Source organism: Streptomyces sp. NPDC006332, assembly GCF_040612855.1.
Classification (GTDB): Bacteria; Actinomycetota; Actinomycetes; order Streptomycetales; family Streptomycetaceae; genus Streptomyces.
In genome coordinates, this window is the sequence record NZ_JBEXRA010000030.1 from 96,594 (window position 1) to 116,880 (window position 20,287).

Below are 20,287 nucleotides of genomic sequence, written 5' to 3' on the forward strand. Positions count from 1 at the left end.
AAATCAGGAGATGCGGCCCATTATGTAGGCGGTGCCTACCCTGTCTTCCTCGGGTGAGTCCGCCTGGATCGCGAGACTCGGCCCGGCCGTGGTGAAGTCGAACCCGTTCGTCATCGGCTGCGTGCAGTCGACGCGCTTAGCTGTCTTGGCAGCGCCTGAGACGACCGTGAAGGTGACCGTGCCCTTCCCTGCGCACGCCACCTCCACCCGCAGGGCCGTGCCCGACTTGATGGTCTCGTCCAGGTTCTCTCCGGGCACCGCGAGGGAACCGGCCGCGACCAAGCCCGCCTCATCCGACTCCAGGCGATCCGTCATGTTAAGCAAGTCGCGAGCTTCCTTGTCCAACTGCTCCCTGCCGGACTGGGAGGGCGGCTGAGCCGTGGGAGCCGCGGCGGAGCTCGCCGCCCTCTCGGACTGCGAAGCCTTGGACGCCGTAGGCGAGTCAGAACAAGCGGATGCCATGCCGGTAATCAGCGCGACGGTAGTCAGAGCACTGCCAGTGCGGCGGGTGAAGCGGTACAAGAGGTCCCCCGAAGTGCAGTCAGAAGCCAAGCAAACGTGCAGAGCAAGGTGATCATCCTGTGTGGACACCCGCGTCACCTCGGCAATCTGGGCATCGGCACCAGATTGGTACACAGGTTTGACGCGTTTCCCCGCAAGAGGCGGTTCCCTGGTGGCCGCAAACATTCCGAGGGCCGCGGCGATGTGGGCAAGGAGGTGCGGCGGGAGCTCGCAGCGGCACTCACCCTCACGGTGACGATGAGCATCGTGACCCACTCGACCAGGGCGTGAGGCTTCGACCACTCCTCAACAGTTACGGGGGCCTCACGCGTTGCGGCCCGCCCCCGCCAACAGCCCCGTCACCCGGTCGGTGGCCACGCTGAAAGGCTCATCGACGCCATCGACGGTACAGCGAGCTTCGTCGCCGGCGAAGCGGAGTGGAGCACCCTGATCGCCGTAGAAGAGAACGGCCGCATCACCGTGGGCATGGTCTCCGCCCCGGCTCTGGGCCGCCGGTGGTGGTCAGCCCAGACTCAGGCTCCTGGGCAGGGCCATGCCCGTCCAACCCAGCCGCACCGGTTGGCGCTTTCCGAAGGCGGAAGTGCCCAGTACGCGGCGGTCGGCATCTGGCCGCCTCCCTCCAGACTGAACCAGCAGGAACGCGCCGTGGCCGCGAGGCTGGCCCGGGGCGTCACGCAGGTCCGACCGTCGCTCGACTGGACTGCAGCGGTCCCCATCGCTTCAGCGCCCGCAAACCGTCTACCGGGTCCGGCACCAGCCACGGCGCCCTCCTGGTCGCGACGGGTCAACTGGGCGCCTTCCTCCTCCTGGGCGCCGGCCCTTGGGACATCGCCCCGCTGATCCCCATCGTGCAAGAAGCCGGCGGCACCTTCAGCGATCTCACCGGCCAGCACCGGACCGACACCGGAGCCGCACTTTTCGCCCGCCCCGGACTCCACCAACAGCTCCTGGACATCGCCGCGGCCGCCAACTGACAGACCTCTCCGGATACGGCATTTCGCCCTGAACAGCGGTTGCGGGGCAAGCCTTAGCCTCGAGCTTTCATGAAGCGGAGTGCCCGGCAGGCGGTCAGGTGAGCGGAAAGTGCCTCCGACCAGCGAGATTGAGATTCGCTGACGTCCTTGTTCCCGCGCCTGTCAGGGCATTTCAGGTGAAGCTGTCTACTCATTCCCTCGCCCAGGGAGTTGGCAGCTTTTCCAGTGGGTGTGATCTGCGTCTGACCTTCGGGCATTCCCGTGGGCCATCGAGTCATATCCGATGATGTAACATCGCAAAGGCTGCGAAGTCGGCCACTCGCCGCTCGTTCGGACCACCGAACGCCATCACCGGCAAGGCCTCGGTCCGTACTCGGACTGCAGGTATCGGCGCAGAGCTTTCCGTCCTCCTGGAACGAAGAGCCGTTGATCGGCGACCTTGCACAATTCGGCCACTGTCAGCCAGCCCTGCCAGGCGATCTCGCCCGGGTCCGGGATCAGGGGTTCAGTCACGACAGCTTCATGCACCCCAAACCACAGGGGGCTGATCCCTTCCCGGCAAAGGAACTTGAACATGAAGCGCACGGGCACACGAACGCCCAGCTCTTCGGACAGTTCCCGGGCTGCGGCTTCCTCATATGTCTCACCCACGTCCACTGCGCCACCGACCATCACGTCGTAGTGGCCAGGCAGCCGGGAATGCGTCTCGGACCGTCGCAGCACCAAGATCCGCCCTGAACGATCACGGCAGATCGTCGTCGCAATGCGATGCGGCCAGTGCTGACGCACCGCCTCGCCTCGTTCGACGACTCCCAACACGCGGTCCTGCTCATCTACATGCTCCACCAATTCGCTCACGCGGGCACGATCTCAGTCCCCACTGACAGCGCGGCCCCGGGAACACGAACGAGAGTGACCTGCATCATGGGAGGTCCTGCGGAATACAACACAGCCGACCATCTGCGTCGCGAATGCCGCCTCTGACCTCGCCGCGCAGATGCCCCCGCCGTGCTCAGCCAAGTCCTCGGCGTCGGTATAAAAGCAGCCACCCAATGGGCTGACGCCGCCGGCAGCTCACGAACGGAGTACGCCGCCACCTTGAGCAAAAGCCGCCGCACCGACAGCGAGTCGAACAGACCTCGGCCCTCCGACTGATGCCGGCAGTGCGCCAGGCGCGCGGCGCGAACGGCGGAGCACGGTACGCGCGGGGCTACTCGATGAAGGCGCCCATTGCGCGGTCGAGCAGCACGGTCATTGGGACAGTTCCCTCGCAGACCACCCAGCCCGTCGTAGCTGCGTCCGAGCAGGCGAGGGCGGCGGCGACCAGGGCAGTCGGCCTGGGATCCTCCGGCCGGTCGGGGCCGGCCCCCAGTCTTCGTGCGATCTGCGGGACCAATACCTCCTGCCAGCCCAGCTGCTTCTCGAAGTGCCCGGCGCGCAGTGACGGCGTGTCCACCACCCTGGAGATGCCCTGCTTGCCTGTGCTGATTCGTGACCTGAGAACAACAGTCATCGCAGGTAGCAGGGCATCTCCAGGGTGGATCCAGGCTCAGTGGGCCATCACAGGCTCGCCCTCGGACGGCTCCAGGGCCCGATTCGGAATCAGGAACGCCGCGATCACCGCACCGACCACGAAGAACCCGGAGCCTCACGCCAGAGTGGCCGTGTAGCCCTCGACCCCGGCCAGCGCCGCAGCCGGCGCCCTGGGCTTGTGCGAAGTCAGGTAGTCGGTCGCGGCCGACGAGGCAACGGTGGTCAGTAGCGCCGTACGTCGGCCCAACAGGTCACCGAGTCGGCCGCCGAGCAGCAGCAGGCTGCACGCCAGGGCGTAACCCGTGATGCCCCCCCCAGAGGGGGCACCCCCAGCCGGTTGCCGTCGCTGAAGCCGAGGTCTTGCTGCGCCTCGGGCAGCGCGATCCGCGTGGCTGTGGACCGCGCCCGCGCCCGCGCCCTGCGCGTCTCGCGCCGCCGGGCTCCTGGCCGACGCGCCTGGCGGGCGATCCGGCGGAGTCGGTGCCCGGCGACCCGGGGGACGCGTCCACGGCGATCCAATGGGCGCCCCGCCGGCGATCTAACGGGTGGACCCGGTGTGCTCCCGCACAGCCGCCGCATCGCTCGCCGCCGTCCCGGCCCCCGGCTCGGAGTTCTTCCTCGCGAACCCGCTCCGGCCCGGCAGGACCGCGAGGACGATCAGGGTTCCGGCGGCCATGATGATCCCGCCGATGAGGCTGGTCTGGGCGACTCCGTGGGCGAAGGCCTGGTGGACGGCGTCCACGGCGGCCTGGGCCTGCTGGGGCCCGGCGGAGGGATCCTGCGCGACCCGCTGCGCGACGGCCAGGCCGGCGCCGACCGAGTCCTTGGCGGTCTCCATCGCCTGCGCCGGGAGCCGGTTGCCCACCAGGTCGGTCAGCTCGTCCCGGTAGGCCGTGCCCAGCAGCGAGCCCAGCACCGCGATGCCCAGCGCCCCGCCCAGCTCCAGCGCGGTGTCGTTGACACCGCCGCCGACGCCCAGCTCGGACTCGGGGAAGGAGCCCATGATCGTGTCGGTCGCCGGGGAGATGGCCAGTCCGAGCGCGAGGCCCAGCATCATCAGCGGCGCCAGGAAGTCCCCGTACGTCGACCCCTTGTCGATCTGGGTGAGCAGGAACATGCCCGCAGTGCCGATGGCCATGCCGGTCACGACCATCGCCTTCACCCCCAGCTTCGGGGTGAACAACCCGGTCAGCGCGGACCCGAGGAACACCGCACCGCCCAGCGGCAGCAGCCGTAGGCCCGTGTCCAGGGCGCCGTAGCCGAGGACGAACTGCAGGAACTGCGTCGAGTAGTAGAGCACGGCGAACATACCGAAGAAGAAGAACATCACCGCGAGCATCGAGCCGCTGAAGGGCCGCAGCGCGAACTTTCGGACGTCCAGCATCGGGTGCGGATGCCGCAGCTCCCAGGCGGCGAAGGCGACCAGACCGACACCGGCGACCACGGCGGCGGTGACGGGGCCGGCGCCCCAGCCGAAGTGCGGGCCCTCGATGGCGGCGAAGATCAGGGAGCCGACGGTGACGATCGACAGAAGACTACCGGCGTAGTCGATCCGGCCCATGCCCTGCGCCTTGGACGGCGGTACCAGGGCGAGCGCGCCGAACACGGCGAGGACGGCGATCGGCACGTTGATCAAGAAGGTCGAGCCCCAGGCGTGGTCCTCGAGCAGCCAGCCGGAGACCAGCGGGCCGACGGCTACCGCCACCCCGGAGGTCGCGGCCCAGGCGGTGATGGCCTTGGTCCGCTCGCTCCGGGGGAAGGTCGCGACCACCAGGGACAGCGTGGCCGGCATCACGACCGCGGCACCGACACCCATGATCGCGCGGGCCGCGATGACCAGCGAGGTCTCGTCGACCATGCTCCCCATCACCGAACCGCCGGCGAAGATCAGCAGACCCAGCATCAGCGCGCCGCGCCGGCTGTACTTGTCGCCGATCGAGCCCAGCACCAGCATCAGCGCCGCGTACGGAACGGTGTAGCCGTCGACGACCCACTGCAGATCACTGCTGCTCAGGCCCAGGTCGGTGGTCATGTCGGGGGCGGCGACGATCAGCGACGTGTTCGCCATCACCGTGATCAGCAGGCTCAGGCACAGCACGAGCAGCGCCCACCAGCGCCGCGCGTACGGCCCGGTCATCTTCTCCACGGGGGTATTTGCAAGGAAGGGCATCAGTAGCTCCTGAGAGGGACGGGGCGGACGAGCGGAAGCTCTGAATTGCCCATCGTGTGGCGTCATGTTTGGTCCGGAGCGCTCAGTGGCTCGGGGCAACCGCCAGTTCGCGCAGGCGAGCATTGTTCTGCAGCGACCACCGCATGGTCCGCGGCGGGCGCCCGAGCAGGGTTTCCAGTTGGTCGGAGAGGACGTCGTACCGCCCGCCGGCGATCAGCCTGGTCTGGATCCTCAGGTGCGCCGCCACGTGCCGGGCCGCAGCCGGATCGCCCAGGGACTCCTGCAGGACGGTCTCGTCAATGAAGGCCTCGTTCCAGGCCTCCAATTCCTCAGGGATGTAGGCGACCTGGCGTCCCAGCGCGGCTGCGTAGTCGTCAGCGAACCCGTACATGTCCTTCAGCTCCGGGCCGGTGAGCGCGTAGGACTTCGAGATGTGCGGTGCGGGGTCGACCAGCATCTTCACGCACACCTCTGCCAGGTCGTGAACGGCGATGGGCGCGAGCCGCTGGTTGCCGAAGGGCAGGCGCAGTTCACCGTTTCTCAGCGGGCCCAGTTGCATCCAGGTCAGAACGGCGGTCTCGGCGAACAGGGTCGCACGCACGTTGACGGTCGGGATGCCGGACCAGTCCAGCACCTGCTCGCAGACCCAGTGCGCCCGCTGCTGCGGTGACCAGTCCGTGACCAGTCCGCCGAGCCAAGAACGCCGCTCCTCATCCGGAGTGGTCATCTTCTCGAGCGTCATGTACGACTGCTCGTAGTTGGACAGGTGCACGAAGGCCTCGATGTCGCCCTGGGCTCGCGCCGCCGCGGCCATCAAGGTGAGGGCATCGGCGTAGTACGGCTGCGGCGTCATGCTGAAGTAGATGCGCCGGACACCCTTCAGCGCGGCGGCCACGTCCGTGAGTTTGAGCAGGTCGCCGACGAAGACCTCGGCCCCGGCCTCGCGCAGCGACTGCGCGCGTTCGTCGTCCCGTCGCACGAACGCGCGCACCGGGTGGCCCTGTTCGAGCAGCATGTCGACCATCACCCTGCTCACGCCACCGACTTGGCCGCCGGCGCCGGTGATCAGAATGGGATTGCGTTCCGTCATTGTTGTGCCCTCCATCTGGTTGGGTTGGTCGGCCGTTCAGGAAGCCGAGGATGTGGAGTCGTCGAGGCGGGTGAGGAAGTCGAGGAGGGTGGCGCTGACCTCGGCGCGACGCTCTTGCTGCTTGCTTGCTTGCTGGGCATGGCTGAAAAACCGTCTGGAAATTGATCAGTTTCCATCGGGGAAAACAGATTGGTTTCCTCGCCAATGAAGGTGAGGCGAGTGGGTGACGGGCTGAGATCTCAGGGCTTCGAGATCATCGTGTGGCCGCTGCGGCGCTTCCTTCGGCGATCTTCTGGAGGGCCGCGTCGGTGTCCGCGATGGCCAGCATCCTGTTGATGTCGGCGCCGGCCAGCGCGCCGGCCGCTGCGGAGGCCCCGACCTGGGCAACCGGATCGGTGACGTTGCCGGCCACCCACACACCGGGCACCTCGGTGGTGCCGGCCATGCCGGAGGCGAAACCGCGCCCCGTCGGCAGGTCCTGCACCGGCAGGCTCAGACCTTCCAGGCCCTGGGTACGGGCCTCCATCGGCGCGGCGACCGCGAGGACGCGGCGGGTCACGACCTGGCCGTCGGCCAGGCGCACCCCGGCGAGGGCACCGTCCTCGTCGTTGACGACCTCGGTGACCGGGGTGTCGATGACGCGGATGCCGCGGGCGGCGAAGCGGGCGCGGCTGTCCTCGTCCAGGTCGGTGCCGTGGGTGAAGTAGGTCAGGTCCTCCGTCAGCTGACGGAACAAAAACGCGTGGCCGATGGAGGCGGGGCCGGTGGCGAGGATGCCGATGGGCTCGTCGCGCACCTCCCAGCCGTGGCAGTACGGGCAGTGCACCACACTGTGTCCCCAGTGCTCGGCGAGCCCGGGCACCTGTGGCAGCACATCCGTGAGGCCGGTGGCCACCAGGATGCGGCGGGCGGTGATGCTGCGGCCGTCGGCCAGGGTGACGGTGAACCGCAGGTCCCCGTCCGCCGACGGGGCGGCGGGCTCGGCGGAGACCACCTTGCCGAACACGACGCGTCCGCCATACTGGCGCACCTGCTCCCGGCCCCGTCGAAGGATCTCGGGCGGCGGGGTGCCGTCCAAGGCGATGAGGCCGTGCACGGCCTCCGCGGGCGCGTTGCGCGGGGAGCCGCTGTCGATCACGACGACCGAGCGGCGGGAGCGGGCGAGGATCAGCGCACCGTTCAGCCCCGCGGCGCCCCCGCCGATCACCACCGCGTCGACGGTCCCCTCGGCCAGTGCGTCGCTCTCGTACGCAGGAGTCGTCACAGCCATGGCCTCGTGCTTTTCCTTGTCAGTCATGGTTCGGTCAACCCTTCGAGTTCTGGGTGGGTGGAGGGGTCAGCTGTTCAGGAAGCCGAGGATGTGGTCGGCGACCGTTTTGGGTTGTTGTGGAGAGTCCAGCCCCGGTTTGCTTGGGACGTTCGTGATGTACAGATCCCGTACGGCGATGAAACTCGCCGTCGCCAGGATCGCGAGGATCAGACCGGGCCTTGCCGGCCTGGAAGGCGTCGCGACGCCGGGCGGCGCGGAGGAGTTCAAAAGCTGGGTTGCTCTCGATCGCGCCAGGCGTGAACGCAGCCTGTCCGGTGAGCTCAGGACGGTTGTGTACTGAACAGTCAGAAACCTAGGTGGTTCTGTACTGAGTTGTCAAGAAGGGTGGGTCGGCTTTACCTTCTGTGTATGGCGAGACCACGAAGCTTCGACCGCGACCACGTCCTGCATGCCGCCGAGCGGCAGTTCCGCGCCTCGGGCTACAACGGCACGAGCGTCGACGACATCAGTGCCGCCACCGGCCTGGGCCGCGGCAGCCTCTATGCCGCGTTCGACGGCAAGCACGGCGTGCTGCTGCAGGCGATGGCCGGCTACTTCGCCCGGCTGGCGCAGGGTCCGCGGAATGCGCTCGCCGGACCGGACGAGGGCGCCCTGGAACGACTGCACGCATACTTGCTCCGCGCCGTCCACGGGGTGCCACTCGCCGCCGACGTACCCCCGGCGTCCGACCGGGCGGGGGCGGCCTGCTTCGCCGCCAAGATGGCCCTGGAGATCGGCGCCTCCGACCCCGAGGTGAAACGCCTGGCCCACGACTGCTTCTCCGTAGTCCGGACGGCGGTCGCCGAGTGTGTGCGAGCGGCGCAGCGCAACGGCGACATCGACCCCGACGCGGATCCCGACGACCTTGCGTACCTTCTGCTGACCGTCATCCGCGGGATCGATGTCGTAGGCGCGTACGGCCACAGCCCCGACCGCCTGACCTCGATTGCGGAGAGCGCGTTCGCCTTGCTGCCTCGCCCGCGCCACCACTGAGAAGGGCACGGCCGGCCTCGTTGTGCAGGCATCTGATGCGGTCGGCCCACGTCGACGCCGCGGCGGCACGGCTCGAAGGTTCACGCGCCGTCGGGCGGTCGTCTGGGCGGTTGGCGAAGAACTGCGCCCGCATCCAGTCGAGTTGCTCCACCACATGCGCGGTGTCGCCGGGCTTGAACTGCACGGTCAGTCGCCGAACGCCTCGCCGCCGGCAGACGGTGGTACTTCGGCCGCCGCCTGGAGGCACATGGCAGCTACAGAAACTCCGACCAATCGATCACGGGCGTCTACCGGTGTCACACCCCGACTGGCCTTGACCGCGGTCGGGTCCGCCCGGCAGCCTCACCGAACGCTCACCATTCCGCAGGTTCGCATCACCACGTTCGCCAGTACTCGTCCAGGCGCTCGGCCGCTCCTCGAAGGTCGCCGTCGCCAAATATGCGTGGTCGGGCCGGGAACGCCTGGGTCTGCTGCGGGTGCGCGAGGACGTGATCGTCCTCCATGCGATGCGCCGGCCCGACGAAGTCCGTGACCCGGCCGCCGTCGATCCGCCGACCGCTGACGTGTTCGACGAGGAGATCGACGGGGCGCTCGCCCTGATGGAGACGATGACCTGTGACGTTCTGGAAGGCCTTGAGCTCGAAGACGCCTGCACCGACGCCCTCGCCCAGGTCATCGAAGCGAAGCGGGAGGACCGACCGTTGCCGGGGTGGGTGGCCGGTCGAGCAGCCCGGCGAGGTGCTGGACCTGATGGCCGCCCTGCAGGAGCAGGAGTCGGTGTCCAAGGCGAAGACGGCCCGCGGTGAGGGCGATGCGCGCGAGCCGAGGAAGACCCAAGCGAAGAAGGCGGCGAGGAAGCCTGCCCGGAAGTCGCGGTCCGGCTAATCCTTCAGGATGCCGAGGGTCTTGTCGGGTCGGCAGTGCCGGCAGGGGTGGGAGAAGCTGGCGTCCTTGACGAGCGCGTAGTGCGCGTCGGTGGCGGTGAGGGTGGTGACCGGCTGGTGGATCTTGGGGCAGTCGGCGGCGTGGACGGTCACTCCCACGGCCTGACCCGCGCGCCGCTCTTGTTCGGTGACGTAGCCGGCCGCCCGCGTCTGCTGCTCGACCTGTTCGATCTTCCGCTGGGTGTCGCGTAGCTGCCAGCCGAGCCATACCTCCAGCGTGCGGAGTTTGGCGAGGCGCTCGGCAGGCGATAGTTCGGACACGTGTTCGATATTAAGGGGTGGGCTGCAGCGTCGACCACTCGGGGGTCAAGAGGAGCTGACCTGTCGCAGCGAAGGTCGAGTGTTCGCAACGAACATTGAACGCGCTCGGGGCGGTACGGTCGGCGGTCATGGTCTACGCACCGGACCGAGGCGGTCGCCGCGGGTGTCCTCGTGCTGGGCGAGCCTGTTCAACGCGGCTGCCGCCGGGAGTGGCGCCGATCCGGCCGGGCAGCGTGCCGGTAGTCTGTCGGCCCCGTCGTCAGCTCCGGCTCAACCGCCGCGCGATGGCCTCCAGCAGCTCATCCAGCGCCACCTCGCGTGTCCGGCCCTTTGGCCGGGCCAGCCCTACCCGGCTCGGTGAGACTCCGCGGACTCGACGGAACACCACGTTCGGGTGGGAGTAGAAGCGGGCCGTCGACGCGGGGGCCAGGGCTACGCAGCCGGCAGCCACCGCTCCGAGCCACTCGTCGGGCCGGCTGGTGACGGCGCCGACCCGGACTGGGTGCCCTTCCCGCTCCTCCGCCGCCAGCCAGTGCTCCCTCCAGGCTCCGGTCTCAGCTCCGGCCGCGACGAAGGGCTCGTCCCACAGCTCCCGGAACTCCACCGTCCCGCTGTTCGCCAGCGGATGTCGAGCCGGCAGCAGCACCCCACGCTCCTCAACGAACAACTCCCGCAGGTTCAGGCCCTCTTGCCCCGGAAACGGCAAACGCACCACTGCCGCATCCACTTCGCCCCGGGCCAGGCCGGCACTCGGGTCCGACCAGTCGAACTGACGCAGTTCCACCCGCCAGTCCGGCTGCGCCTGGCGGAACTCGGCGATGACCTCGTGGACGGCGCCCACGGCGCCCGCGTCCAGGAAGCCCAGGCGCAGCACCCGCGCCGCCCGGCCGGTTGCCTGTACCGCCTCGTCCCAGCCGTCCAGCAGTGCGGGCACCCGCGCGGCGAGCTCTCGACCGGCCTCGGTCAGAGCCATTCCGGACCGCGAACGCGCGAAGAGCGGTACCCCGAGCTCGTCCTCCAAGCGCCGGATCTGCTTGGTCAGCGCGGGCTGCGAGACGAACAGTTTTTGCGCCGCCCCGGTCAGGCTGCCCTCCTCCGCCACTGCGGCGAAGTACCGAAGCAGGCGCGTGTCCACATCCATGCCACCAGGTTATAGAAGCAGGTATTGGACGGTGCCGAAGTGCCTGCGGACCCTGAAGGCATGACCGGTACTCAGCTCGCATTCCTCGTCGTCACCTTGTTCACCGCCGCTGTCAACGTCGGTATCGCCGCAGCCGACCTCGCCGGGGCGCGCTTCGTGCTGGCCAACTCGGCGCAGGTGGGTGTGCCCCGATCGTGGCTGCCCTGGCTGGCCGCCCTCAAGCTGGCTGGTGCGGCGGGCCTCCTCCTCGGTCTCTTCGACGCGGCACTGCGCCCCCTCGGCGCCGCCGCGGCCTGCGGTCTCGTCCTGCTCTACCTGGGCGCGCTCGCCTTCCATCTGCGCGCCCGCGTGCTCTACAACCTCGCGTTTCCCGGTTTTTACTTCGCCACCGCGGTGGCTTCGTTGGCCTTGACCGTGTCCTCCTGACGGCGGCACCGCCCAACGTTCGATGAGAACACTCAACTTCGCTGCGACAGGTCAGCGAGCAAGCGTGAACGATCAGCGCTGCCGCCTTGTCCTGTCTCTGTCGATCTGGTCCCTGTCTCAAGTGATCCAGTCCGATTGGCTCGCTGCGTCAGATGATCTGGTTGGCCGCGAGTTGCGGAAAAGGAGGTGGGTGAAGATCGTTCAAGCGGAAGACTGTCCCCATGACCGCATCGGATCCCAAGGCTGACCTCCACTTTTATCTGCAGTCCGCCCGTGATGCCTTGCTCTGGAAGCTCGAAGGGCTCTCGGAGTACGACATCCGCCGCCCGCTGACGCCGACCGGCACCAACCTTTTGGGCCTGGTGAAACACGTGGCCAGTGTGGAGCTGGGGTACCTCGGCGACACCTTCGGACGGCCGTCCGGCGAGCCGCTGCCCTGGCTCGAAGACGGTGCTGAGCCCAACGCGGATATGTGGGCCACGGCCGACGAGTCACGCGATCACATCGTGGAGCTGTACCGCCGGGCGTGGGCGCACGCGGACGCGACGATCGACGCGCTGGCTCTGGACACGATCGGCAAGGTGCCGTGGTGGCCCGATGGAAGGGACGAGGTGACGTTGCACCATGCCGTGGTGCGCGTGATCGCCGATACACACCGGCACGCCGGGCACGCGGACATCCTCCGGGAACTCATAGACGGGGCCGTGGGGATGAACCAGGGCAACGACAGCATGCCGCCGGGCGACTCAGCGTGGTGGGAGAACTATCGAACCCGGCTGGAGCGTGCAGCTCAGGAAGCCGATCGACACGCGTAACTGCGGACCAGTCCGAGTCAGCCGACTACCGGCATCGGCTCTCACAGGGATGCCGCTGGTTGGGGTGACGCCTTCCGTGTCCGGGACACACCTCGCCCTGTCGTCCGCCGGTCGCCCGCTGGTTGGGGTGCCGAAGTGCGGTGGGGCGGGTCTATTCGTCATCGGTTGCGGCGGTTATTTCGACGTCGATCACTCCCTCGTCCTCGAAGAGCTCGGACGCCAGGTGGGCGGGGTCCTGGGTGCCGTCCAGTTCCAGCAGTACCCGCGCGGCGTTGTCGGTGTGGGCCGGTAGTCGCTCGACCTTGACCTGGAGTATGCGGAAGCCGCGACGGGTGCAGATCTGCATCAGGCGCGGCAGCAAGGCCGTGCCCGTGCGGTAGGTCAGCCGTGCCTCGAAGGTGTTCGTGGCTGTGCCGGGCACGAGGCGGGCGGACAGGCGTGGGTAGCCGCGTACCACCAGGAAGTGCAGGGCGGTGGTCGCCAGGGCGAGAACGGGCAGTCCTCCGCCGCAGGCCATGCCGACCGCGCAGGTCAGCCAGACCGTCGCCGCGGTGGTCAGGCCCCGTACCGCGTCCCGGCGCACAAAGATCAGACCGCCGCCGATGAACCCGATCCCCGAGACGATCTGTGCCGCCACCCGGGACGGGTCGAACGAGACGTTGTCCATGCCCAGAACGGTGGTGAACCCGTGCTGGGACACCTCCATCATCAGCGCGCTGGCGATCCCGACCAGGGTGTGCGTGCGCAGGCCCGCGCTCTTCTGCTGCGCCGCCCGCTCCCAGCCGATCAAGCTGGACAAGAGCAGAGCCAACCCCAACTCGAAGAGCTGCCGCAGCCCTTGGCCGTTCTGCACATCCCACAACGGCGCCGCCAACCCGGTCATGTGAACCTCCCGACCTCGCCCTGTCCGTCGAGCTGCCGCCTACCCGACTTTTACACCTGTACCGGCAGGCGGCCCCGGCTCGACATCAGCCGACCCGCACCTGGCACCTCCAGCGGCACAACGTGTCTTGAGCTGTGCACGGGCTCCATCGCCGCAGGAGTGACGCTCTGCGCGTTCGGAGGACTCAAAAGGAGTGGCTCTATTCACGAGTGAGCCGTCAGTTGTTCACCGGTTTGGGAGCCTGTCCTTGATGGTCTCTGCCGCCTCACGGCGAGCTTGCGGTGATTATTTCTCTTCGTGCGCGGTGCGTTGCCTGACGTCCGCCATCAGTTTGTCCAGGAGCCCGATGAGTACCGGCCGTTCGTGCTCCGACAGGCCACTGACGAGTGTGGCCTCGCGGCCGAGGACGGTGTCAACGGATCGTTCGATGAGTGCGTGGCCGTCGGCTGTCAGTTCCACCAGGACGGTGCGGGAGCCGGTGGTCCCGGGCTTCCGGTGGACGAGGCCGTCTCGTTCTGCCCGGGCAACGCGCTGTGAGATCGCGCCGGCAGTCACCAGGGTCCGCCGGGCGATCTCGCGGGTGCTGAGGATGTAAGGCGGGCCGGAGCGGCGAATGACAGACAGCAGATCGAGGGTGGCCGCGTCTATCCCGGCTTCTCGAAGGGCGCGGTTGCGGTCGTCCGTGAACAGCTTCGCCAGCCACCAGATGGGAGTGACGATCTCAATCGATTCCGTTGGGGTCCCCGGTCGTTCCCGCTGCCAGGCCATGGCGATGTCGGCGGCGGAGGGAGTGGGCGCGGGGCCGTCCGATCCGGTTTTGATGTTGGTCACGGTGTGCTTTCCCTGTCGCCATCAGTTACGTTTAGATCTAAACATAGTAGAGAGCAGGAGGACTCGTGACCCGCACCGTGCTCATCACCGGTGGCACCAGCGGTATCGGCCGCGCAATTGCCCACAGGTTCGCCGCCGAGCAGGAAGACGTATACATCACCGGACGAAACCCTGACACTGTCGAACGGACGGCCAAGGAGATAGGGGCCCATGGCGTCGTCTGTGACGCCACCTCGGCCGAGCAGGTTGAGGCTCTCGCAGCCCAGCTCGGTGACCTGGACATCCTGGTCAACGCCGCCGGAGGGCTGCCCGAGTCCGCATCCGGGAACCCTTCGGGGCTGGAAGCGCAACTGGCCCAGTGGCACAGCAGTTTGGCCCAGAACCTTCTCACCGCTGTGCTCACCACCGTCGCGGTCCAGGACAAGTTCACCGACAGCGGTTGCGTCATCAGTATCGGTTCGATCGGTGCCGAGCGTCGAGGCGGCTCCTACGGTGCGGCGAAGGCCGCCCTGGCCGCCTGGAATGCTTCGCTGTCCGCCGAACTCGCACCCAAGGGTGTCACCAGCAACGTGATTTCCGCAGGCTTCATTGACGGCACGAACTTCTTCCGTGGCCAGCTGGCCGAAGAGCGCCACCGCGCGCTCGTGGAAGAGACGCACAACAAGCGTCCGGGAACGGTCGACGACATCGCCCAGACTGCCTACTTCCTTGCCTCCCCCGGTGCCCGGCACATCACCGGCCAGACCATCCACGTCAACGGAGGCGCTTTCACCACGCGGTAGCGCCTGACGCACCTCGAAAAACGCCCCGAACGGTGTCACTCACCTGGGAGTTCGTCCTACGCGGACGGCGGTCTTCGGCGTGATCCTTCGTGCTGTAGAGCGTGAGCCGGCGTCGGCCTTCCCGCACTTCCGGTACGGAGGCACGCCCGGCACTGACGAACTCCTGGGAGTGGCCACATCCTCGACGCACTTGGTCTCTCGCCTAGGGGAGGAGGGGGCCGGTAGTGGCCTCGCGGGCCGCGTATGCGGCCGGGGTGAGGCCGGTGCGGTCGCGGAAGAAGCGGCCGAAGTTCGCGGGGTCGGTGAAGCCGAGGTGGACGGCCACGGTCCGGGCGTCCCACCGGGCAGCTCCCAGCAGGCGCCGGGCTTCGAGGAGGCGCCGCTCGTCGATGAGTTCGCGTACCGGCTTGCCGGTGGCGTCCCGGGCGGCGCGGCTGAGGGTGCGGACCGAGCAGCCGAGCAACTCGGCGTAGTCCGCGGCGTGGTGCAGTTCGCGGAAGTGCAGCTCCAGGGCGTCCAGGAAGCGTCCGTACCGGTCGGCGCGGCCCGCGTGGGCCGTGGCCGTGCCGGTGGGGGCGATGCCCGGGGAGTTGGCCAGGCGCAGCAGCAGTGCTTCGAGCAGGCTGCGGCGCAGGGCGTGGTGGATGTCGAGGGGGCGGCGCCCCAGTGCGCGGTGTTCGTCCAGGAGTTGGAGTGCCGTCTGGTGGAGCCAGGCGGTGTCGTCGGGGTGGGGGCTGAGCACGGCGGGGGCCTCGTGTGCGGTGATCGGGGCCAGGAGGCGGGCGATGTCGGGCCGCAGTACGTCCGGTTCGAACAGGATGAACGGGTCGCGGGCCGTCCCGGGCGGATGCCAGCACTGCGCGTGCCCGGGACGCACCCACAGCCACTGGCCGGGAGCGACGGTCCGCGTGACGTGGTCGACGTCGTGCCGCAGCTCACCCTCGGTGACGGCGATGAGGTAATGGAAGGTGGCACGGCCCGGACGGGGCGGGTTCCACGGCCAGTCATCGTGCTGGGTGAAGAAGTCCTCGACGGTACTCACCTCAAGGCCGTACGGGGTACCGACCGGGGGCTGGAAACCGTACAGCGGAACCGCAGCCGCACCGGCCGCGCTTCCGCTCGGGTCAGGGTGTCGCCTGTCGACCATCACGTGTCCGCAGCCTACCGCCCTTCCGGTTGGCTGCGGCGGAAGGATGGGACGTGCCGCCGCGCCCGCGCGGCGCGCCCTCCACGTCTTTCGATGCCACAGTCCGTCACCACTTGAGGAAGGGGACGCCCATGAACGGACCGGCCCTGCACAAGACCGCCGCCGACTGCGCGGAGGAACTTCCCGGAGCCCGGCTGGAGCACCCTTTCGGGCCCGACTGGGAGGTCTACAAGGTGCGCGGCAAGGTGTTCATGCTGATGACCGAAGTGCCGGGGCGGCCCGTCGTGATCCTCAAGGCGGACCCCGGAGAAGCCCACGCCCTGCGGGAGCAGTACAGCCACATCACCCCCGGCTACCACATGAACAAGAAGCACTGGATCACCCTGGAGAGCGGAGAAGGCATCGACAAGCAGCTCGTCAGGGAACTCGTCACCGACTCCTACCGGCTCGTCGTCGCCCATCTGCCCAAGGCCGAGCAGCCCGTCGACCCGCACACCTACGGCACCGGCACGCGGGCAGCCCGGTGAACGCGGCCGGTGACCGGCTCCAGGTCACCGCCCGCCAGGCAGCCCTGGCCCTCCCCGACGTCAGCCACGGCTAACCCTTCACCCCCGGACTCGACGTGTACAAGGTCGCGGGCAAGGTGTTCCTGATCGTCACCGACGACCCGGACGACCAGATCATCACGGTCAAGTGCGAGCCCGAGCACGCGCGGGCACTGGAGCGCGGCTACGCATCGATCACACCGGGCCGCTATCTCGACAAACGGCACTGGATCTCACTGGGGCCGGGGCCCGGCATCACCGAGCGGCTGGTCACCGACGTGGTCGAGGACTCCTACCACCTGGCCGTCGAGCGGCTGCCGCGACGCGACCGCCCCAGTGCCCGATGAGCGCCGCGACCTTCCATTGCCGAGCAGGGGATCGTCCAGGCGGCGGCGCAGGTTCATGTTGACCCAGGCGACCGCGACGCCGACCGCGGCCCCGCCACCGTACGCCAGCAGGAACAGAGCGCCCACATGCGGAAGGGTGAGGTGCTCCTCGCCCACGGTGATACCGACCGCCAGGCCGTAGATCACCAGCGCGGTGCCGTCGTTGACGAGACTCTCCGCACGCAGGACCATGACCTGACGGCGCGGCAGGGAACCCGCCAGGGCACTCACCGCGGTGGCGTCGGTGGGCGCCACGGCCGCGCCCAGGGCCCACGCCGGCCCCCACGGCAGTCCGAGTGCGTGCCCGGCGACCGCCACAACTCCCGCGGTGAGGATCACCAGCACGGTGCTGAGCAGGACGATGCCGCGCAGGTTCGAGCGGATCTCCCGCATCGAGGTGGTCAGGCTCTCCCAGTACAGCAGTACGGGAAGGAAAAGCAACAGGACTACTTCGGGCGGGAGTTGGGTCTGGCGGACGGCCGGGACGACGCCGATGAGGGCGCCCAGGATGAGGAGTACGACGGGCGGGGCGACCCCGGAAGCGCTGTCCCAGGACGTTGCCCGCCAGCACGGCCGCACCCAGGACGACGACGAGTTCGAGGCCGATCATGACACTTGCTCCTGTGCGGGACCGGCCTGCGTGGGCGGCTCAGCGGCGTCCATCGGGAGCGTCCTGGTCATCCTGGGAGCAGTCGAAGCGTCGTGGAACGTGCCGCCACCAGGGGATCGACGTACGCGCCGCCGAAACGGCCGTACTTGCCGCGGTACGCCGTGTCGACGCGGTCGTTGGTCTCGGGGCCCGGCACCTCGGCGAAGGTGACGTCCTTGTCGACGCCGCCGGAGCGGACGTGTCCCCTGTGGGTCGCGCGGGCGGTGCGCCACCAGCCGCCGTCCGTACCGCGAAAGGAGCGGACGTACAGGTCGTCGCCGTCGCGGACGACCCAGATCGGCACCGGCTCGCGCAGTGTGCCGTCACGCCGCAGCGGCGCCACCTCCAGTTCGTCGGCTTTGGAGATGCGGTCGAGCTCGTCGCTTGTCCAGGTCGTCATCGGTGTGTTCCCGTCCTCGTGATCAGGTGGGGGAGACCCCGTCGTCAGGTGGGAGTGGCGGTGAGGGGTTCACCGAGGTGGGCGCGGGTGACGCCGAGGGAGTCCTCTCGCGCTCCATGTCGCGCGCGCCGAAGGCAGCCACGTACGCCTCGACGGTGGTGATGGCCTGGCTGATCATGACTGCCGGTCCCGTTCCTCCGGTCATGGACGCAGCAGTGTCTTGATGGCGCGGCGTTCGTCCATGGCCTTGTAGCCTTCGGCGGCCTCGTCCAGGGGCAGGGTGAGATCGAAGACCTTGCCGGGGTTGATGCGGCCGTTGAGGACGCGGTCGATCAGGTCGGGAAGGTAGGCGCGCACGGGTGCGGGGCCACCGCGGAGGCCGACGTGGGAGAAGAAGAGCTCCTGGTCGTCGATCTGTGTGCCGTGCGGGAAGCCGACGAATCCGACGTTGCCACCCGGACGCGCGGATCGCAGGCCCTGGTGCATCGACTCCTGCGTACCCACGCATTCGAGGACCGAGTCGGCGCCGACACCGCTCGTCAACTCCTTGATGCGGGCGACGCCTTCCTCACCCCGCTCGGTGACGATGTCGGTGGCGCCGAACTCCAGGGCCAGCTTCTGCCGGGACTCGTGGCGGCTCATGGCGATGACGCGCTCGGCGCCCAGTTCCTTCGCGGCGATGACGCCGGACAGACCGACCGCGCCGTCACCGACGACCACGGCCGTCGAACCGGGCCTGACCTCGGCGGCCTTGGCGGCGTACCAGCCGGTGCCCATGACGTCGGACAGGGTAAGCAGGCTCGGGATCAACTCCTCGGCCGGCTGCTCCGGGACGGCGACCAGGGTGCCGTCGGCGAGAGGGACGCGGACGTACTCGGCCTGGGCTCCGTTCACCCACTGCGCGTGCTGACAGGAGGTCTGGTACCCGGCCCGGCAGTTGGGGCAGCTGTTGTCGGAGGCCACGAAGGAACCAATGACGAACTGGCCCGACCTGACTGTCGATACGTCGCTGCCGATTTCCTCGACAACGCCGACGTACTCGTGGCCGATCGGCTGCGGCTCGGCGACCGGCAGGACGCCGCGATAGCTCCACAGGTCGGAGCCGCACACGCAGGTGGCGACGGTGCGGATGACCGCGTCCGTCGGCGCCGTGATCTCCGGCTCGGGGGCGTTCTCCACCCGGATGTCGCCGGGCGAGTGGATGACTGTTGCTCGCATGAGGGGACTCGGGTCTTCCTTGGGACTGTCGGGGGTCAGGCGCGGGTCCGGGTGCTGACGCGCGGGCCGTGGTACTCGTCGTCCGAGACGTGTTCGAGCCAGGTGGTGCCGTCCGTCACCCACAGGGCGATGTGGGTCGGCCGCGGCGCCGTGCCAGTGCTCCTCGCCCGGGCGCGGGTGGGGAGGGCCTCAGCCGGACTCGGACTGGTCGGCCTTGTCCACGACCGCCTTGAGCTGGGTCATCGCCGACATGCCGTTGGGCCACCCGGCGTAGAAGGCCAGATGGGTGATGGCCTCGATCAGTTCGTCCTTGGTGACACCGTTCTCCAGCGCCTTGCCGAGGTGGAAGCCGAGCTGGTCGATCCGGTACAGAGAGGCCAGAGCGGTGACGGTGACGAGGCTGCGGTCGCGCGGGGACAGGCCCGGCCGCTCCCAGATGTCGCCGAACAGGACGGTGTCGGTCACCTCCGCGAGCTTGGGGGCGAACTCCTGGATGGCCGGCGGTGCGAACTTCTTCCGTTCAGACATGGGGTGGTGCTCCTGGTGTGGCTTCGGGTGGGGGGATTTCACGCTGTCCGGTCTTCGACCGGGGCTGGGCGGGGCTCACCGAGCAGCGAGGCGAGGGATCGGTGGCATCCGGGAAATTCTTCTTTTCGGAGGCCGGTCATTCCGCTCGTGGGGGTGTGCGCTCCGCAGACCGAACCCGCTCACCGAACGCGCCACCGACCCTGTCACTTTCACGGGAACCTGCAAAGGGGAGAATTCCATTCCGGGAACGTCTTATCCAGGGGAAAGATCCTTACCCCCCTCCCGGCGCCCGAGCGATGTCACACTGGCGTCATGGCCGGCGACGCGCATCTGAACGAGCTGGGAGAATTCCTCAAGACGCGGAGGGCCGAGTTGACCCCCCGCGCCGTCGGTCTGCCCGACACCAGTGGCCGACGCGTACCCGGCCTGCGCAGGGGAGAAGTCGCCCTGCTCGCCACCATCAGCACCGACTACTACACACGGCTGGAGCAGGGCCGCATCCAACCGTCCGCGTCAGTGCTGGCCGCTCTCGCTGATGTGCTGCACCTGTCCGATCACCGGCGTGACCACTTGTTCGAACTGGGCGGCCGGCAACGGGCACGACACCGCCGTCGGGCCGCACAGAAGGCGAATCCGCAGTTGCGTCGCCTGCTCGACGATCTCACCTCGAGTCCAGGCATGGTGATCGGCCGCCGTATGGACATCCTGGCGTGGAATCCGCTCGCCGTCGCCCTGTTCAC

The 20,287-nt window shown here is 68.4% G+C and carries 26 protein-coding genes and 2 pseudogenes; 12 read left to right on the top strand and 16 right to left on the bottom strand.

The window, feature by feature from the left end; translation table 11 throughout:
- Positions 1 to 3: 3 nt before the first annotated feature.
- On the bottom strand, positions 4 to 345 hold the full coding sequence (locus ABZ027_RS25690) for a hypothetical protein (RefSeq protein ID WP_356772217.1): 342 nt from the start codon (positions 343 to 345) through the stop codon (positions 4 to 6).
- A gap of 213 nt (positions 346 to 558) precedes the next feature.
- On the opposite strand from ABZ027_RS25690, the gene ABZ027_RS25695 reads away from it, so the two are divergent.
- The 3 genes and pseudogenes from ABZ027_RS25695 (at position 559) to ABZ027_RS25705 (ending at position 1,496) form a co-directional block, all read left to right on the top strand.
- A complete protein-coding gene (locus ABZ027_RS25695) occupies positions 559 to 792 on the top strand; it encodes a hypothetical protein (RefSeq protein ID WP_356772219.1) in 234 nt (77 codons plus the stop codon).
- A gap of 227 nt (positions 793 to 1,019) precedes the next feature.
- A pseudogene (locus ABZ027_RS25700) lies at positions 1,020 to 1,361 on the top strand (inositol monophosphatase); the annotation flags it as partial.
- A 9-nt stretch (positions 1,362 to 1,370) separates the two neighbouring features.
- A complete protein-coding gene (locus tag ABZ027_RS25705; protein WP_356772271.1) occupies positions 1,371 to 1,496 on the top strand; it encodes a hypothetical protein in 126 nt (41 codons plus the stop codon).
- Between the two features lie 348 nt (positions 1,497 to 1,844).
- Here the strand turns inward: ABZ027_RS25705 and ABZ027_RS25710 are convergent, their stop codons facing one another.
- The 5 genes from ABZ027_RS25710 to ABZ027_RS25730 form a co-directional block, all read right to left on the bottom strand.
- Positions 1,845 to 2,354 (bottom strand): NUDIX domain-containing protein, encoded by a 510-nt coding sequence (locus ABZ027_RS25710; protein WP_356772220.1) that lies wholly within the window; start codon positions 2,352 to 2,354, stop codon positions 1,845 to 1,847.
- 352 nt (positions 2,355 to 2,706) lie between these two features.
- Positions 2,707 to 3,009, bottom strand: a complete 303-nt coding sequence (locus ABZ027_RS25715) for a hypothetical protein (protein ID WP_356772222.1) — start codon at positions 3,007 to 3,009, stop codon at positions 2,707 to 2,709.
- 558 nt (positions 3,010 to 3,567) lie between these two features.
- A complete protein-coding gene (locus ABZ027_RS25720) occupies positions 3,568 to 5,199 on the bottom strand; it encodes an MFS transporter (RefSeq protein ID WP_356772224.1) in 1,632 nt (543 codons plus the stop codon).
- An 82-nt stretch (positions 5,200 to 5,281) separates the two neighbouring features.
- The gene (locus ABZ027_RS25725; protein ID WP_356772226.1) at positions 5,282 to 6,289 is read right to left on the bottom strand and encodes an NAD(P)H-binding protein; all 1,008 of its coding nucleotides are present in this window, start codon (positions 6,287 to 6,289) and stop codon (positions 5,282 to 5,284) included.
- A gap of 253 nt (positions 6,290 to 6,542) precedes the next feature.
- Complete coding sequence (locus ABZ027_RS25730; protein ID WP_356772265.1) at positions 6,543 to 7,559, bottom strand: NAD(P)/FAD-dependent oxidoreductase; 1,017 nt, start codon at positions 7,557 to 7,559, stop codon at positions 6,543 to 6,545.
- A gap of 175 nt (positions 7,560 to 7,734) precedes the next feature.
- On the opposite strand from ABZ027_RS25730, the gene ABZ027_RS25735 reads away from it, so the two are divergent.
- From ABZ027_RS25735 to ABZ027_RS25745, 3 genes and pseudogenes are all read left to right on the top strand, one after another.
- Positions 7,735 to 7,899, top strand: a complete 165-nt coding sequence (locus tag ABZ027_RS25735; protein ID WP_356772228.1) for a hypothetical protein — start codon at positions 7,735 to 7,737, stop codon at positions 7,897 to 7,899.
- 68 nt (positions 7,900 to 7,967) lie between these two features.
- Entirely contained in the window at positions 7,968 to 8,591 is a 624-nt protein-coding gene (locus ABZ027_RS25740) for a TetR/AcrR family transcriptional regulator (protein WP_356772229.1), read from the top strand.
- A 449-nt stretch (positions 8,592 to 9,040) separates the two neighbouring features.
- Positions 9,041 to 9,397, top strand: a pseudogene (locus tag ABZ027_RS25745) (hypothetical protein); the annotation flags it as partial.
- Positions 9,398 to 9,472: 75 nt separating this feature from the next.
- On the opposite strand, the gene ABZ027_RS25750 reads toward ABZ027_RS25745, so the two are convergent.
- Both ABZ027_RS25750 and ABZ027_RS25755 read right to left on the bottom strand, forming a co-directional pair.
- Positions 9,473 to 9,796 (bottom strand): DUF6233 domain-containing protein, encoded by a 324-nt coding sequence (locus ABZ027_RS25750; protein ID WP_356772231.1) that lies wholly within the window; start codon positions 9,794 to 9,796, stop codon positions 9,473 to 9,475.
- A gap of 259 nt (positions 9,797 to 10,055) precedes the next feature.
- Entirely contained in the window at positions 10,056 to 10,937 is an 882-nt protein-coding gene (locus ABZ027_RS25755) for a LysR family transcriptional regulator (RefSeq protein ID WP_356772233.1), read from the bottom strand.
- A gap of 60 nt (positions 10,938 to 10,997) precedes the next feature.
- Between ABZ027_RS25755 and ABZ027_RS25760 the strand changes: the two genes are divergently transcribed.
- Entirely contained in the window at positions 10,998 to 11,363 is a 366-nt protein-coding gene (locus ABZ027_RS25760; protein WP_356772235.1) for a DoxX family protein, read from the top strand.
- Between the two features lie 221 nt (positions 11,364 to 11,584).
- Positions 11,585 to 12,178, top strand: a complete 594-nt coding sequence (locus tag ABZ027_RS25765; protein ID WP_356772237.1) for a DinB family protein — start codon at positions 11,585 to 11,587, stop codon at positions 12,176 to 12,178.
- Positions 12,179 to 12,329: 151 nt separating this feature from the next.
- Here the strand turns inward: ABZ027_RS25765 and ABZ027_RS25770 are convergent, their stop codons facing one another.
- Together ABZ027_RS25770 and ABZ027_RS25775 are read right to left on the bottom strand one after the other, a co-directional pair.
- Positions 12,330 to 13,061, bottom strand: a complete 732-nt coding sequence (locus tag ABZ027_RS25770) for an MgtC/SapB family protein (protein ID WP_356772239.1) — start codon at positions 13,059 to 13,061, stop codon at positions 12,330 to 12,332.
- Between the two features lie 285 nt (positions 13,062 to 13,346).
- The gene (locus tag ABZ027_RS25775; RefSeq protein ID WP_356772267.1) at positions 13,347 to 13,829 is read right to left on the bottom strand and encodes a MarR family transcriptional regulator; all 483 of its coding nucleotides are present in this window, start codon (positions 13,827 to 13,829) and stop codon (positions 13,347 to 13,349) included.
- A 128-nt stretch (positions 13,830 to 13,957) separates the two neighbouring features.
- Here ABZ027_RS25775 and ABZ027_RS25780 point away from each other — a divergent pair, with 128 nt between their 5' ends.
- Positions 13,958 to 14,674 carry an SDR family oxidoreductase gene (locus tag ABZ027_RS25780; RefSeq protein ID WP_356772241.1) on the top strand — a complete coding sequence of 239 codons (717 nt, stop codon included), beginning with the start codon at positions 13,958 to 13,960 and terminating at the stop codon, positions 14,672 to 14,674.
- Positions 14,675 to 14,876: 202 nt separating this feature from the next.
- Here the strand turns inward: ABZ027_RS25780 and ABZ027_RS25785 are convergent, their stop codons facing one another.
- On the bottom strand, positions 14,877 to 15,716 hold the full coding sequence (locus tag ABZ027_RS25785; protein WP_356772243.1) for an AraC family transcriptional regulator: 840 nt from the start codon (positions 15,714 to 15,716) through the stop codon (positions 14,877 to 14,879).
- A gap of 236 nt (positions 15,717 to 15,952) precedes the next feature.
- On the opposite strand from ABZ027_RS25785, the gene ABZ027_RS25790 reads away from it, so the two are divergent.
- Both ABZ027_RS25790 and ABZ027_RS25795 read left to right on the top strand, forming a co-directional pair.
- On the top strand, positions 15,953 to 16,348 hold the full coding sequence (locus tag ABZ027_RS25790; RefSeq protein ID WP_356772245.1) for an MmcQ/YjbR family DNA-binding protein: 396 nt from the start codon (positions 15,953 to 15,955) through the stop codon (positions 16,346 to 16,348).
- 95 nt (positions 16,349 to 16,443) lie between these two features.
- The gene (locus ABZ027_RS25795) at positions 16,444 to 16,713 is read left to right on the top strand and encodes an MmcQ/YjbR family DNA-binding protein (RefSeq protein WP_356772247.1); all 270 of its coding nucleotides are present in this window, start codon (positions 16,444 to 16,446) and stop codon (positions 16,711 to 16,713) included.
- Here ABZ027_RS25795 and ABZ027_RS25800 read toward each other — a convergent pair.
- From ABZ027_RS25800 to ABZ027_RS25820, 5 genes are all read right to left on the bottom strand, one after another.
- The gene (locus ABZ027_RS25800; protein ID WP_356772249.1) at positions 16,600 to 17,331 is read right to left on the bottom strand and encodes a cation:proton antiporter; all 732 of its coding nucleotides are present in this window, start codon (positions 17,329 to 17,331) and stop codon (positions 16,600 to 16,602) included. The two genes, ABZ027_RS25795 and ABZ027_RS25800, sit on opposite strands and share 114 nt — an antisense overlap.
- A 98-nt stretch (positions 17,332 to 17,429) precedes the next feature.
- Entirely contained in the window at positions 17,430 to 17,801 is a 372-nt protein-coding gene (locus ABZ027_RS25805; RefSeq protein ID WP_356772251.1) for a DUF2255 family protein, read from the bottom strand.
- A 22-nt stretch (positions 17,802 to 17,823) separates the two neighbouring features.
- Positions 17,824 to 17,979 (bottom strand): hypothetical protein, encoded by a 156-nt coding sequence (locus tag ABZ027_RS25810; RefSeq protein ID WP_356772253.1) that lies wholly within the window; start codon positions 17,977 to 17,979, stop codon positions 17,824 to 17,826.
- Between the two features lie 23 nt (positions 17,980 to 18,002).
- Entirely contained in the window at positions 18,003 to 19,019 is a 1,017-nt protein-coding gene (locus tag ABZ027_RS25815; protein ID WP_356772255.1) for a zinc-dependent alcohol dehydrogenase family protein, read from the bottom strand.
- 189 nt (positions 19,020 to 19,208) lie between these two features.
- Complete coding sequence (locus ABZ027_RS25820) at positions 19,209 to 19,547, bottom strand: carboxymuconolactone decarboxylase family protein (RefSeq protein ID WP_355491039.1); 339 nt, start codon at positions 19,545 to 19,547, stop codon at positions 19,209 to 19,211.
- 312 nt (positions 19,548 to 19,859) lie between these two features.
- Here ABZ027_RS25820 and ABZ027_RS25825 point away from each other — a divergent pair.
- Positions 19,860 to 20,287 (top strand): helix-turn-helix domain-containing protein (locus tag ABZ027_RS25825; protein ID WP_356772257.1); only part of this gene is annotated, 428 nt, incomplete at its 3' end.

Excerpts from the sequence above, each read along its gene's own strand:
- ABZ027_RS25715 (WP_356772222.1), bottom strand. The coding sequence starts at position 3,009 with ATGACTGTTGTTCTCAGGTCACGAATCAGCACAGGCAAGCAGGGCATC.
- ABZ027_RS25720 (WP_356772224.1), bottom strand. The coding sequence starts at position 5,199 with ATGCCCTTCCTTGCAAATACCCCCGTGGAGAAGATGACCGGGCCGTAC.
- ABZ027_RS25725 (WP_356772226.1), bottom strand. The coding sequence starts at position 6,289 with ATGACGGAACGCAATCCCATTCTGATCACCGGCGCCGGCGGCCAAGTC.
- ABZ027_RS25730 (WP_356772265.1), bottom strand. The coding sequence starts at position 7,559 with ATGGCTGTGACGACTCCTGCGTACGAGAGCGACGCACTGGCCGAGGGG.
- ABZ027_RS25735 (WP_356772228.1), top strand. The coding sequence starts at position 7,735 with ATGAAACTCGCCGTCGCCAGGATCGCGAGGATCAGACCGGGCCTTGCC.
- ABZ027_RS25740 (WP_356772229.1), top strand. The coding sequence starts at position 7,968 with ATGGCGAGACCACGAAGCTTCGACCGCGACCACGTCCTGCATGCCGCC.
- ABZ027_RS25755 (WP_356772233.1), bottom strand. The coding sequence starts at position 10,937 with ATGGATGTGGACACGCGCCTGCTTCGGTACTTCGCCGCAGTGGCGGAG.
- ABZ027_RS25760 (WP_356772235.1), top strand. The coding sequence starts at position 10,998 with ATGACCGGTACTCAGCTCGCATTCCTCGTCGTCACCTTGTTCACCGCC.
- ABZ027_RS25765 (WP_356772237.1), top strand. The coding sequence starts at position 11,585 with ATGACCGCATCGGATCCCAAGGCTGACCTCCACTTTTATCTGCAGTCC.
- ABZ027_RS25770 (WP_356772239.1), bottom strand. The coding sequence starts at position 13,061 with ATGACCGGGTTGGCGGCGCCGTTGTGGGATGTGCAGAACGGCCAAGGG.
- ABZ027_RS25775 (WP_356772267.1), bottom strand. The coding sequence starts at position 13,829 with ATGGCCTGGCAGCGGGAACGACCGGGGACCCCAACGGAATCGATTGAG.
- ABZ027_RS25790 (WP_356772245.1), top strand. The coding sequence starts at position 15,953 with ATGAACGGACCGGCCCTGCACAAGACCGCCGCCGACTGCGCGGAGGAA.
- ABZ027_RS25805 (WP_356772251.1), bottom strand. The coding sequence starts at position 17,801 with ATGACGACCTGGACAAGCGACGAGCTCGACCGCATCTCCAAAGCCGAC.
- ABZ027_RS25810 (WP_356772253.1), bottom strand. The coding sequence starts at position 17,979 with ATGATCAGCCAGGCCATCACCACCGTCGAGGCGTACGTGGCTGCCTTC.
- ABZ027_RS25815 (WP_356772255.1), bottom strand. The coding sequence starts at position 19,019 with ATGCGAGCAACAGTCATCCACTCGCCCGGCGACATCCGGGTGGAGAAC.
- ABZ027_RS25820 (WP_355491039.1), bottom strand. The coding sequence starts at position 19,547 with ATGTCTGAACGGAAGAAGTTCGCACCGCCGGCCATCCAGGAGTTCGCC.